General features: G+C 69.1%; 11 protein-coding genes. All 11 read left to right on the top strand.

Annotated elements, in window-relative coordinates; genetic code table 11:
- Positions 1–257: 257 nt before the first annotated feature.
- Entirely contained in the window at positions 258–1,709 is a 1,452-nt protein-coding gene (locus tag SNE34_RS01720) for a hypothetical protein (protein ID WP_332614124.1), read from the top strand.
- A gap of 145 nt (positions 1,710–1,854) precedes the next feature.
- On the top strand, positions 1,855–4,563 hold the full coding sequence (locus SNE34_RS01715; protein WP_332614123.1) for a TonB-dependent receptor domain-containing protein: 2,709 nt from the start codon (positions 1,855–1,857) through the stop codon (positions 4,561–4,563).
- A gap of 206 nt (positions 4,564–4,769) precedes the next feature.
- Positions 4,770–5,597, top strand: coding sequence for a type II secretion system protein N (locus SNE34_RS01710; RefSeq protein WP_332614121.1), 828 nt, complete (start codon positions 4,770–4,772; stop codon positions 5,595–5,597).
- A complete protein-coding gene (gene gspD, locus SNE34_RS01705; protein WP_332614119.1) occupies positions 5,594–7,657 on the top strand; it encodes a type II secretion system secretin GspD in 2,064 nt (687 codons plus the stop codon). Before SNE34_RS01710 ends, gspD begins: the two co-directional genes overlap by 4 nt.
- A complete protein-coding gene (gene gspE / locus SNE34_RS01700) occupies positions 7,654–9,177 on the top strand; it encodes a type II secretion system ATPase GspE (RefSeq protein WP_332614117.1) in 1,524 nt (507 codons plus the stop codon). Before gspD ends, gspE begins: the two co-directional genes overlap by 4 nt.
- Complete coding sequence (gspF, locus tag SNE34_RS01695) at positions 9,164–10,399, top strand: type II secretion system inner membrane protein GspF (protein WP_332614116.1); 1,236 nt, start codon at positions 9,164–9,166, stop codon at positions 10,397–10,399. The genes gspE and gspF overlap by 14 nt, the downstream gene beginning before the upstream one ends.
- Before the next feature lie 10 nt (positions 10,400–10,409).
- Positions 10,410–10,853: a type II secretion system major pseudopilin GspG gene (gene gspG, locus SNE34_RS01690; RefSeq protein WP_332614114.1), complete on the top strand. Its 444-nt coding sequence runs from the start codon at positions 10,410–10,412 to the stop codon at positions 10,851–10,853.
- Positions 10,854–10,868: 15 nt separating this feature from the next.
- A complete protein-coding gene (locus SNE34_RS01685) occupies positions 10,869–11,351 on the top strand; it encodes a GspH/FimT family pseudopilin (RefSeq protein ID WP_332614112.1) in 483 nt (160 codons plus the stop codon).
- Positions 11,338–11,712, top strand: coding sequence for a type II secretion system minor pseudopilin GspI (gene gspI, locus SNE34_RS01680; RefSeq protein ID WP_332614110.1), 375 nt, complete (start codon positions 11,338–11,340; stop codon positions 11,710–11,712). The genes SNE34_RS01685 and gspI overlap by 14 nt, the downstream gene beginning before the upstream one ends.
- On the top strand, positions 11,709–12,317 hold the full coding sequence (gene gspJ, locus SNE34_RS01675; protein ID WP_332614108.1) for a type II secretion system minor pseudopilin GspJ: 609 nt from the start codon (positions 11,709–11,711) through the stop codon (positions 12,315–12,317). The genes gspI and gspJ overlap by 4 nt, the downstream gene beginning before the upstream one ends.
- Entirely contained in the window at positions 12,314–13,285 is a 972-nt protein-coding gene (gene gspK / locus SNE34_RS01670) for a type II secretion system minor pseudopilin GspK (RefSeq protein ID WP_332614107.1), read from the top strand. The genes gspJ and gspK overlap by 4 nt, the downstream gene beginning before the upstream one ends.
- The last annotated feature ends 1 nt before the right edge of the window (position 13,286 follow it).

The raw sequence follows: 13,286 nt of genomic DNA, 5'->3' as shown, positions 1-13,286 counted from the left end.
CGATCGGTCACTTCGTGGCATGCCGGATCGCCGTGTCTTTATGACAGCGGGATTTCATCCAGGCGACCAAACCGGCCGTTTCAACGCCCTGGATTAAGAAACCGTTAGCGCTGAAAGCTGCGTGTCACAAACCCTGCCTATAACGATTTCCGAATCTTCGCCACGGACGCGGGGAGCGTCCGGTCGCGATGGAACGTGCCGGCTCCCGACCTGCGTTCCGTGCGTGGACCCAACCCGTGATCGGAGAAATCGTGCAAATGGCTGCTTCCCGCAATTCCCAGACCCTGATGATGTCCCTGGCCGCGGCCCTCGCGCTCAGCGCGTGTGGTGGTGGTTCCGACAACGTGGCTTCGCCGGGCGAAGGCGCGTTCCCGCCGCCGGCCACCACGCCTCCGCCGACCACCCCGCCGACCACGCCTCCCACCACCCCGCCGCCGACCGCGGCCGAATGCCCCAGCGGTACCAGCGACGTAGGCGAGGTCGCCGGCCTGCTCAACTGCCAACTGCCGACCAAGATCGTCGGCGAGTTCACTCTGCCCAAGGTCGACGGTCTGGTGTACTCGATCAACGGTCGCACCGACATCGGCGAGGACATGGGCGGCGACGCCGCCAATCCGGCGGCGCAGGCGCGCAAGGGCACCCTCACGATCGAACCGGGCGTGACCGTGTTCGGCTCCGCCGGCGCCGACTTCCTGATGGTCAATCGCGGCTCGCAGATCTTCGCCGAGGGCACCGCCGCCGCGCCGATCGTGTTCACCAGCCGCCAGAGTGTCGAAGGCGGCACCGATGTCGATTCGATCGGCCAATGGGGCGGCCTGGTGCTGCTCGGCCGCGCCGCCATCAGCACCTGCCCGGGCACAGCGCAGCCGGGCACTGCGACCTGCGAGGCCCAGGTCGAGGGCGCCAACGGCTACTACGGCGGCAATGCCAACGACGACAACAGCGGCGTGCTGAAGTACGTCCGGGTGATGCATTCGGGCTTCGAGGTGCTGCCTGACGTCGAGCTCAATGGCATCACCCTGGCCGGCCTCGGCAGCGGCACCACGATCGACCACGTGCAAGTGCACAACAGCTCCGACGACGGCTTCGAGTGGTTCGGCGGCACGGTCAACGCGACCCACCTGGTCGGCACCGGCAACGACGACGACACCTTCGACACCGATGCCGGATTCCGCGGCGGCATCCAGTTCGGCCTGATCGTGCAGCGCGCAGGCGGCGGCGACCGCATGAACGAGATGAGCTCGCAGGACCTGCCATACCGCTCGATGCCGAACCTCGCCAACGTCACCTTCGTCGGTGCCGGCCACGACAGCGCGATCGTGCTGAACCAGGGCACCCTGGTCGGCTACTACAACGCCGTGGTCACCGGCGCCCCGGCGTGCCTGGAGTTCCAGTCCGACACGACCGAAGGCAGCTTCGACTCGACCTACCTGTCATGCGACGTCGCATTCGCCGACGGGGCCGGCGATGCCACCGACGGCATCGAGCAGACCGCGTTCAACACCGGCAGCAACAACGCGATCGGCGCCTCGACCCTGTCCGGCGGCTTCATCAATGGCGCCAACGAGGCCGCGGTCCCGGCCTACGCCGGACTGGCTGCGATCAACCCGGCCTTCATCGACGTCGACTACATCGGCGCGGTCGAAGATGCCAATGACACCTGGTGGCAGGGCTGGACCTGCGGCCTGACCGCCACCGACCCCTGCTGATTGGCGACAACCGGCGTGGCAGCCGCGGCCGCCACGCCACGGAAAACGGGGTCGGTGTCCGCGGCCCCCGCTCCCACCGATGCCGCGGCCCGTCCGCGGCATCGGCTTATTCGGACGCACCGAACCCATTGAAAGGCTGCCACTCATGAAGCTCACTCCCGCCCACACGGGCTTGTTCCTGGCGATCTCGGCCCTGCTCGCGCCCAGCCTCGCGCTGGCGCAGTCGGTGTCCCAAGCCCCGCAACCGCAGTCCACCCCCATCTCATCCGCCGCCACGGGCGCGACCGCCACGGCCGCCGCGCCGATGCAGGCGACCGAGCTGGACGCGGTCCAGGTCCAAGGCACCTACATTCCGGAACCGATGCTGCTCAGCTCGGCGGTCATGACCCACGTCTCCAAGGAAGACCTCGAGCGCCAGGGCGACAGCACCGCGGCCGATGCCCTGCAGCGCGTGGCGGGCATCAGCATCAACCACGGCCGCTACGTCTACGTGCGCGGCCTCAACGAGCGCTATGCCTCGGCCCTGCTCAACAACTCGCCATTGCCCAGCCCCGAACCACTCAAGCGCGTGGTACCGCTGGACCTGTTCCCGACCAACGTGCTGCAGACCATCGAGGTGGTGAAGACCTATTCGGCGAGCATGCCGGCCGAGTTCGGTGGCGGCACCATCAACCTGTCCAGCGCGGTGATCCCCGAGGAGCCCTTCCTCGACCTCAAGATTGGCACCGGCGGCAACAGCGAGACCACCTTCCAGGCCGGCCTGACCCACTACGGCGGCGGCGACTCCGACTACTTCGGCTATGACGACGGCACCCGCAAGATGACCGCCGAGCTGGAGGCTGCGATCGCCACCGGCAACCGCATCACGCCGGGGCGCGATTTCAGCAGCGACGAGGTCAAGCAGATCGCGCGCAGCTTCACCAACGCGCCGCTCAACCTGCTGCAGGCGACCGACAGCATCGACCCGGACTTCAACGCCGAGATCAGCATGGGCAACGCCTTCGACCTCGGCGAGGATGCACGCTTGGGGCTGGTCGCCACCGCGGCGATGAAGAACAGCTGGCGTACCCAGCTTGGCGTGCAGCAGGACGGCGCGGTCGAGGACGGCGCGATGGCGGTGCAGAGCGACTACGACTTCATGTCGACCACCAACAACGCCACCATCAACGGTCTGTTCGGTGCCGCGGTGGACTGGGACGGCCACCGGGTTGGACTGATGACGATGTACGTCCACGACACCGACAAGGAGACCCGCAGCAGCGAAGGCTACAGCCTGCTGACCGGCGACAACGTGCGCGACGACACCACCCACTGGTTCGAGCGCGAGATGATCAACACCCAGCTGACCGGCAAGCACGGCTTCGGCGAGTACCGCGACCTGACCGTCGACTGGCGCGCCAGCCACTCGCGCGCCAGCCGCGATGCGCCGTACGAGAAGGGTTTCCGCTACCGCGAGGATGCCGACGGGTTCTGGCAGCACGATGCGTCGCAGGCGCAGAACTACACCCGCTTCAGCCAGGTCGACGAGCGCGTCGACAGCGCCGGAGTCGATGTCTCCTGGAACATGCCGACCGAAATGGACCTGCGCCTGGACTTCGGCGGTGCCTGGTCGGAGACCGATCGCGACGCAGTGTCGCGCGAGTTCCGCCTGCTGTCGCTCGGCAACCTGCCGTTCTACGAACGCTACCAGCGCCCGGACTACCTGTTGTCGGACTACAACATCAGCCAGGGTTACCTGACCTTGCGCGAGACCACCGGCGGCACCGGCGCGGCGGCCTACCACGGCTTCCTCGACACCAGGGCCGTCTACGCGGAACTGGAAGCGCAGCTGACCGGCACCGTGCGCGCCAACGTCGGCGTGCGCTACGAGGAGGCCTACCAGGGCGTACGTCCGATCGACCTGTTCGGCGAGGGCCGCTCGCTGGCAACCGCGGAGCCGCTGGACAACGATTACCTGTTGCCGGCGCTGTCGCTGACCTGGAACTTCGCCGAGAACCAGCAGTTGCGCTTCGGCGCGTCGCAGACCATCGCTCGCCCGCAGTTCCGCGAGCTGGCGCCGCAGCAGTACCTCGACCTCGACAGCGACCGCCTGGTGATCGGCAACCCGTTCCTGGTCGACAGCGAGCTGCTCAACCTCGACTTGCGCTACGAGTGGTACTTCGACCAGGGCGAGTACTTCAGCGCCGGCCTGTTCTACAAGGACATCGACAAGCCGGTGGAGATGGTGCTCAACGGCCGCTCGGGCTCGAGCTGGCAGCAGAGCTTCATCAACGCCCCGTCGGCGCTGGTGTACGGCGTGGAGCTGGACTTCCGCAAGTACTTCGACAGCCCGTGGGACTGGACCGGCGACAGCCGCCTGTTCGTCGGCACCAACTACACGTGGTCGGACTCGGAGGTACAGGTCGAGGCCGGCGACGTCGCCTACACCCTCGCCGGCAACGGCCGTCCGCAGGACGCCACCGAGCTGGTCCGCGACGGCAGTCGCCTGCAGGGCCAGTCCGAGCACCTTGCCAACCTGCAGCTGGGCATCGAGAACCCGACCACCGGCAGCCAGGCCACCTTGCTGGTCGGCTATGCCAGCGAGCGCATCAACGCCCGCGGCATCAACGGCTACTCGCCGGACGGCATCGTGGTGGTGCAGCCGGATTACATGCAGGACCCGGGCACCACGGTCGACCTGGTGCTGAAGAAGGCCGTCAGGTTGTGGGACGCCGACGTGACCCTCGGCTTCGAGGCCCGCAACCTGCTGGGCGAGGAGTACCACGAGTACCAGGAGTTCGGCGGCGGTCGCGCCGACGTGATGCGCTACGACCTCGGCACCAGCTACTCGTTCGAGATCAGCGCCTCGTTCTGAACCAGCGCGTGCAGTGCCCGGGGCTTGGGGAAGTGCCCGGGCGCGGCGGCCCGGCAGGGAGACCTGCCGGGCTTTTTCGTTGATGCCGCGTCGCCCGGATGACAGCTCGCACAAGTCAATGTGTCAGCTGCAATCAAACCGTAATCGAACCGTCTCATCCTGTGCGCACGACTGAAACGTCAGTGTCCCGGCCGCCACAGGATCCCATGCACGCCTTGTCCCGCCTGCGCTCCCGCATCGAAACCGTCGAATGGCAGGCGTGGTTGCCCGGTGCCGTCGAGATCGTGGTGGTCACGCTGTTGGCGTTGCAGCTGGCCCGACTGGCGTGGCTGGTACTGGCTCCGGCCAGGCCTATCGTCGAGGCCGCCGCCCCGGCGACGCTCGCGGCGCCCGCACCGTCGTTGCCAACCGTCGACGTGTTCTTCCGCAGCGCTGCCGTCGCCTCCGCCGGGTCCGACGAAGCGTTCGGCTACCACCTGTTCGGCGTACGCAGCGAGTCCGGCAGCGGCGGCTCGGCAATCCTCGGCAAGGATGGCGATCAGGCGTCGTACGCGGTGGGTCGCGAGGTGGCGCCGGGAGTCGTACTGACGTCGGTCGGCGCGGAGCACGCGGTGCTGGCCGCCAACGGCGCGCGCCACCGGCTGGACCTGCCGCGGATTGCCGCAATGGACGCCAATGCGAAGCCCGGGACGCTACCTGTCGGTACACCACCTAGGCCGGCGTCCGCAGAGGCTTCCTCCGCGTCGACAAATGCATCGACAGCCGCTCCCACGACGCCCCGACCAACATCGCCGCCCATCGCTCCCTCAACCGTTGCCGGGGGCGGCTACACCATCACCCCGGGCGTCCGCGCCGCAATGCTGCGGCCCACCGGCCTGCGCCCCGGCGACGTGGTGCTGTCGGTCGACGGGCGCCCACTCGACCCAGCCCGACTGGCGGGATTGCGCGACGAACTCAAAGGCAAGTCCCAATTGACCATCCAGTACCGACGCGACGGCAAGACCCACACCACCACCGTGCAGGCACCTCGATGATCCGCCCCTCCCTCTGCGCCGCGCTGGCCCTCGCGCTGGCGCTGCAACCGGTCCACACGGCGATTGCACAGGCAGCCGCCGAGGCGGAGGCGTTCAACGTGCGCAACGCCGACATCCGCGCCTTCATCCAGGATGTCGCGCGCGCGACCGGCACCAACTTCATCGTCGACCCGCGCGTGCAAGGCACGGTCAACTTCTCCAACGACCAGCCGATGAGCGAGTCGGAACTGCTCGGCGTGCTGCTGACGATCCTGCGCGCCAACGGCCTGATCGCGGTGCCCGCAGGCGCCGGCACTTACCGGGTGGTTCCCGACGACACCGCGGCGCAACAGCCGCGCTCGGCGGGCAACCGGGCGACCGGTTTCGCCACCGACATCATTCCGTTGCAGCGGGTCGATGCGCGGATCGCCGCGGAGACCATCAAGCCGCTGGTCGGCCGCGGTGGCGTGGTCATCGCCACCCCGCAGGGCAACAGCCTGCTGGTGGCCGACTACGCCGACAACCTGCGCCGGATCCGCGGGCTGATCGCGCAGATCGACAGCGACCGCGCCTCGATCGACACCGTCACCCTGCGCAACAGTTCCGCGCGCGAGATCGCCGCGACCGTCAGTGAGCTGTTCGGCTCGGGTGGCGCCGAGGGCGGCAACGCGGCGATGTCGATCCTGCCGGTGCCGAGCAGCAACTCGATCGTGGTCCGCGGCAGCCCGGAGGTGATCCAGCGGGTGGTGCAGATGGTGCTCGAACTCGACCGCCGCGCCGAAAGCACCGGCGACCTGCACGTGGTCCAGCTGCAGCACGCCAGCGCCGAGCAACTGTTGCCGGTACTGCAGCAATTGGTGGGCCAGCCCGCCGATGCGACCGCCGACGCTGGGGCGCAGACTCGCATCGGTGCCGGTGCGAGCGGTGCCAGTATCGACACCACGCAAGGCCAGCTGATCTCCGCGGTACCGGGCAAGCGTCCGACCCTCGTCCGTGCGCCAGGCCAGAACGCGCTGATCATCAACGCCGATCCGGAAACCCAGCGCACCCTGCTGGGCGTGATCAAGCAGCTCGACGTGCGCCGCCAGCAGGTGCTGGTCGAGGCGATCGTGGTCGAGATCTCCGACGATGCCGCCAGCGAGCTCGGCGCGCAGATCGCCGCCGCCAACAAGGACGGCGTGCCGTTCGGGATCAGCCAGTTCCGCAACTCCGGGCCGGGCATCACCGAGCTGGCCGGGGCGGCGTTGCTCAAGGACGACGACTCCGACCTGGCCGAGACCGCGCGCAATGCCGCGATGCAATCGTTGCTCGGCCTGACTGGTGGGTTGGCGGGTATCGCCGGCAGCGCCGGCGACACCCTGTTCGGGCTGATCATCAACGCGGTCAAGAGTGACAACGGCTCCAACCTGCTGTCGACGCCGTCGATCATGACCCTGGACAACGAGCCGGCACGGATCCTGGTCGGCCAGGAGGTCCCGGTCACCTCCGGCGAAGTGCTCGGCGATGCCAACTCCAACCCGTTCCGCACGATCGAGCGGCAGGACGTCGGCATCCAGCTGGAGGTCACCCCGCAGATCAACGCCGGTGGCGGCATCACCCTGCAGTTGCGGCAGGAGGTGTCGTCGGTCGCCGGGCCGGTCTCGGCCGACTTCGATGAGCTGATCCTCAACAAGCGCGAGATCGAGACCCGGGTGCTGGTCGACAACGGCGCGATCGTCGTGCTCGGTGGCCTGCTCGACCAGGCCGAGCGCAGTTCGGTCGACAAGGTGCCGCTGCTGGGCGACATCCCGATCCTGGGCAGCCTGTTCCGCTCCACCGCCAGGTCCAAGGACAAGACCAACCTGATGGTGTTCATCCGGCCGACCATCGTCGGCGGACCGGAGGATGCCCAACGCGTGACCGCGCCGCGCTACGACTACATGCGCAACTCGCAGTTGCAACTGGACGACTCGGAGCAGCGCGAGGCGGCGCTCGACGTGCTGGTGCGCGACTACCTGCGCACGCATCCGCCGGTGGCGCCGGCCGACACCGTGCCTGCACCCGCCGCGGCCGCGCCGACCGAAGCCCTGCCCGTCCCATGACCGCCGCCCTGCCTTCGCTGCCCTACGCGTTCGCCAAGCGGCACGGCGTGGTCGTGCTCGATGGCGGCAGCGACGGCGCCTCGCTGCAGGTCGGCCTGCGCGAGGATGCCGCGACGACCGCGCTGATCGAGGTCCGGCGCGCGCTTGGCCAGCCGTTGCTCATCGCGCGCCTGTCGCGCCCGGCATTCGACCGCAAGCTGTCGGAGGTCTACGCCGACGCCGGGCTGAACACCGCCGACGCGGTCGACCAACTCGACATGCACGGCAGCCTCGACTCGCTGGTCGAGGACATCCCGGCCACCGCCGACCTGCTGGAAAGCCAGGACGACGCGCCGATCATCCGCCTGATCAACGGCCTCATCGCCGAGGGCGCGCGGCTGGGCGCGTCCGACATCCATATCGAACCGTCCGAGGCGGCGCTCCGGGTGCGCTTCCGCATCGATGGCGTGATGCGCGAGGCGGTCAGCCTGTCGAGCCGGATCGCGCCGCTGCTGGTGTCACGGGTCAAGGTGATGGCGCGGCTGGACATCGCCGAGAAGCGCATCCCGCAGGACGGCCGTATTTCGGTGGCGATGGGCGCCAAGGCGCTCGACGTGCGCGTCTCCACCCTGCCCGCGCGCGGCGGCGAGCGGGTGGTGCTGCGCATCCTCGACAAGGACCAGGGCACGCTGACGCTGCAACAGCTCGGCATGCCGGTGGCGGTCGAGGCAGCGTTCAACAAAGCCCTGCACGTGCCCAACGGGATCGTGCTGGTGACCGGCCCGACCGGCTCGGGCAAGACCACCACGCTGTACGCGGGGCTGTCCTCGCTCAACGACGGCAGCCGCAACATCCTCACCGTCGAAGACCCGGTCGAGTACGCGATGGACGGCATCGGCCAGACCCAGGTCAACACCAAGGTCGGCATGACCTTCGCCGCCGGCCTGCGCGCGATCCTGCGACAGGACCCGGACGTGGTTATGGTCGGCGAGATCCGCGATCCCGAGACCGCGCAGATCGCGGTGCAGGCCAGCCTGACCGGCCACCTGGTGCTGTCGACGGTGCACACCAACGACGCGGTCGGTGCGATCACACGGCTGCGCGACATGGGGATGGAACCGTTCCTGCTCGCCTCGACCGTGCGGCTGGTGCTGGCACAACGGCTGGTGCGTCGGCTGTGCACGGAATGCCGTGCGCCGCGCCCGGTCGATGCGCTGGGCGAACGGCTGATGGGTCGCGACTTCGACGGCGTGCTGTACCAGGCGGTCGGCTGCCCGCGCTGCAACCACACCGGCTATGCCGGTCGGATGGGCGTGTACGAGGCGATCGTGATCGACGACGCGATGCGCCGGCTGATTGGCGAAAACGCCGACGAGGACACCCTCGCCCAGGCCGCATTCGCCCGCGCCGACCGCCTCGCCGGCTCGGCGCGGGCCGCGGTCGCCAGCGGCGCAACCACACTGGAGGAAGCGCTGCGCGTGACCCGCGACGACGGGAGTCACCCGAACCAACCCGACGGCGACGGCGATGCCGGCGTTTGACTACGACGCGCTCGACGAGCGCGGCCGCACCCGCAACGGCCGGCTCGACGCGGCCAGCCCGGCCGACGCCCGCGCCGTGCTGCAACGCCGGCGGCTGGTGCCGGTGCGGCTGGAGCCGGTTGGCTCGCAACCGGCCCGCGGCGGCAACGACCCCGCGCCCGATACCCGGCGCGCAGGCGTCTTCGACCGCTTCACTACCAAGGATGTCGCGCTGGTCACCCGCCAGCTCGCCACGCTGGTGTCGGCCGCGCCATTGGAAGAAGCCCTGCGTACGATCGGCGCGCAGGCCGAGAAACGCGCGGTGCGCCGCGTACTGATGTCGACCCACGCGTTGGTGCTGGAAGGCTTCCGCCTGTCCGACGCGATGGCGCGCCAGGGCAAGGCGTTCCCGCCGCTGTACCGGGCGATGGTCGCCGCCGGCGAGGGCTCCGGCGCGCTGCCCGACATCCTCGAACGCCTGGCCGACCTGCTCGAACGCGAGCAGCAGGTCCGCGGCAAGCTGGTGACCGCGCTGGTCTACCCGGCGGCGCTGGCGCTGACCGCGGTCGCGGTGGTGATCGCGCTGATGGCGTTCGTGGTGCCCAAGGTGGTCGAGCAGTTCGACTCGATGGGCCGCGAGTTGCCAATGCTGACCAGGATCGTGATCGGCATCTCCGACCTGATGGCCAACTGGGGTGTCGTGGCGCTGGTGTTGCTCGGCCTCGGCGGCGTGGCGTTCACGCGGATGCTGCGACGCCCCGCGTTCCGGTTGCGCTTCGACGCACTCGTGCTGAAGACACCGCTGCTCGGCCGACTGGTACGGGACGTCCATGCCGCGCGGATGGCACGCACGCTGTCGATCATGCTCGCCAGCGGCCTGCCGATGATGGAGGGCCTGGTCATCACCGCGCGAACCGTGCACAACCGGGTGCTGCGCGCGGCGACCGACACCATGGTCGCCTCGATCCGCGAGGGCGGCAGCCTGTCGAGCGCGATGCGGCGCGCCGCGGTGTTCCCGCCGACCCTGCTGTACATGACCGGCAGCGGCGAGAACAGCGGCCGGCTGGCGCCGATGCTGGAGCGCGCCGCCGACTACCTCGAGCGCGAATTCAACACCTTCACCTCGGTCGCGATGAGCCTGCTGGAGCCGGTGATCATCGTCGTCCTGGGCGGCGTGGTCGCGGTGATCGTGCTCGCGATCCTGCTGCCGATCCTCCAATTCAACTCCCTCGTCCTTGGTTGAGGAAACCACCATGCAAGCCACCCCCACCCCGCGCCGCCGCAAGAACGCCGGCTTCACCCTGGTCGAGCTGATGGTGGTGATCGTCATCATCGGCCTGCTCGCCACCGTGGTGATGATCAACGTGATGCCCAGCCAGGACCGCGCGATGGTCGAGAAGGCCCGCGCCGACGTGTCGGTGCTGGAGCAGGCGGTCGAGACCTATCGTCTGGAAAACCTGGTCTACCCGCGCACCGAACACGGGCTCGATGCGCTGCTGCACGCACCGGCCGGCCTTGCGCGGCCTGAGCGTTACCGCCGCGGCGGCTACATCCGCCGCCTGCCGACCGACCCGTGGGGCAACCCGTACCAGTACCGCCAGCCCGGCGAGCACGGCCCGTTCGACATCTATTCGTTCGGTGCAGATGGTGCCGCGGGCGGCGAGGCCGACGGCGCCGACATCGGCAACTGGAACTGACGGGAATCCGCGACGGTGCGCAACACCAAGCGCCAGGTCCCGCGTCGCGGCCGCGCCTGCGCCGGCTTCACGCTGGTGGAGCTGATGGTGGTGCTGGTGATCGTCGGCCTGATGGGGGTCGCGGTGGTGCTGACCGCGCCCGGCGACGCCAACACGCTCTCGCGCGAGGCCGACACCCTCGCCGCGCGGCTGCTGCGCGCGCAGGAGGAGGCGATCCTGACCACGCGCACGGTGCAGGTGGTGGTCGATGCGCGCGGCTATTCGTTCGAGCGCCAGAGTTTCGGCCAGTGGCAGCCACTGCAGGAAGGCCCGTTCGAGCCGGTGGCGTGGGCCGAGGGCACTACCGCGCTGCTTGACGGCAAGCGCGAGCAGGTCAGCTTCCGCTTCGAGCCGACCGGCGGCAGCCGCGAAACCGGAGTGCTGCTGGCGCGCCACGACCGCCGACTGCAGGTCAGCGTGGATGCCGCCGGTGAGGTGGGGGTCGATGCGCCGCGCTGACCGCCGCGCACGCGGCTTCTCGCTGATCGAGATGCTGGTCGCGATGGCGGTGTTCAGCCTGGTCGCGCTGGCGTTGTTGAACCTGGCCGGCGAGAACACCCGCACCGCAGTGGTGATCGAGGAGCGCGTGCTGGCCGGTGTGGTCGCCGACAACCGCGCCGTCGAGGCGATGTTGTCGACGCCCGCGGAACTGGCTGCGCAATCCTCCGGCACCGAATCCGTCGGTGACCGCGACTGGGGCTGGACCCGCACCGTCAGCCCGACCGACATGGACGCGATCGTCCGGGTCGACGTCACCGTGATGCCGACCGGCGAGGACCGCGTGGTCGCCGAGGCCAGTGTGTTCCGGGGCGTCGAATGAGCGCGCGGGGCTTCACCCTGGTCGAGATGCTGGTCGCGCTGCTGGTCTTCGCCCTGTTGTCGGCGGTCGGGGTCACGGTGATGGCGTATGCCGCCGACAACCAGGGCGTGGTTCAGGCACGGATGGATCGGCTCGGCGAGTTCCAGCGCGCGCGCGCCCTGCTCAAGGCCGACCTCGCCCAGGCCGCGCCACGCCGGGTGCGCGAACGCGACGGCATGCCCGCGCGCAACGCCTTCGTCGGCAGCACCGCGGGCGAAGGCCGGGCGATGTCCGGTGCGGCGCCATTGTTGGCATTGGTCCGTCGCGGCTGGACCAATCCCGACGCCGAACCGCGCGCATCGATGCAGTACGTCGAGTACCGGCTGGTCGACGGCCAGCTCGAACGCAGCGTACGCACCGCGCTCGACGGCGCCGCGCCGGGGGTACCGCAGGTGATGCTGGCGGGCATCGAGTCGGCGACGATCGGCTACCACTACCGTGGCCAGTGGATCGACGGCTGGCCCGGCGGCGCGACCTCGATGCCCGATGCGGTGCGACTGGAATTGCAACTGGAAGGACTGGGCCGGATCGAGCAGTTGTTCCTGCTGCCCGGAGCGGACGCGTGAGGCGGCAGTCGGGCGTCGCACTACTGACCGTGCTGCTGCTGGTCGCGGTGATGTCGATACTGGTGATGAGCGTGCTCGACGATATCCGCTTCGGCCTGCGTCGCGCGTCCAACGCGCAGTCGATGGCACAGGCGCACTGGTACGCGCTGGGCGCGGAAACGTTGGCGATGGCGCAGATCGACCGGCTGTCGACGCGCGACCCCGGCCGCACCACCCTGGCCGGCGACTGGAACGACCGTCCAATCGTGTTCCCGGTCGAACACGGCACGATCGGCGCAACGCTGTCCGATGCCGGCAACTGCTTCAACCTCAACAGCGTGGTCGAGGGCGCGGGCGAGCTGTGGCAACGCAGTGCGACTGGCAGCCAGCAGTTCGCGGCGTTGCTGCGCGCACTCGACATTCCCGCGCGGCGGGCCGATGCGCTGGTCGACGCACTCGTCGACTGGATGGATTCCGACAGCGTCCCCGGCGAGCTCGGCGCCGAGGACGCGAACTACCAGTCGCGCACGCCCGCCTACCGCACCAGCGGCACCTTGCTGGCCGAGCCCAGCGAACTGCGCGCGATCGCCGGCTTCGACGACGACATCTACACCCGCCTGCGCCCCTACGCCTGCGCGTTGCCCACCGACGCGCTGTCGCCGATCAACCTCAACACCGTCGAAGAAGACGACGCGTTGCTGCTGACGATGCTGACCGATGGCGCACTCGGCCCCGACGCGGCGCGCCGGCTGATCCGCGCACGCCCCGGAGGCGGCTGGCCCGACCTCGAAGACTTTTGGTCGCACGAATTGCTGGATGGTTTCACCCCGACCCAGCGGGTTCGCGAGCAGGTTTCGCTGAGAACGCGATTTTTTGGCCTGCAATCGCAGATCGAGTACGCCGGCGCGCAGGTCGTGTCGAGCGCCTTGTTCGAACACGACGCCGGCCGCACCCGCCTGATCGCACGCCGCCTGGCGCCGCTGGAATGAC

The organism is Novilysobacter erysipheiresistens, from assembly GCF_036663935.1.
Classification (GTDB): Bacteria; Pseudomonadota; Gammaproteobacteria; order Xanthomonadales; family Xanthomonadaceae; genus Novilysobacter; species Novilysobacter erysipheiresistens.
This window is presented reverse-complemented; position numbering and strand designations above follow the sequence as displayed.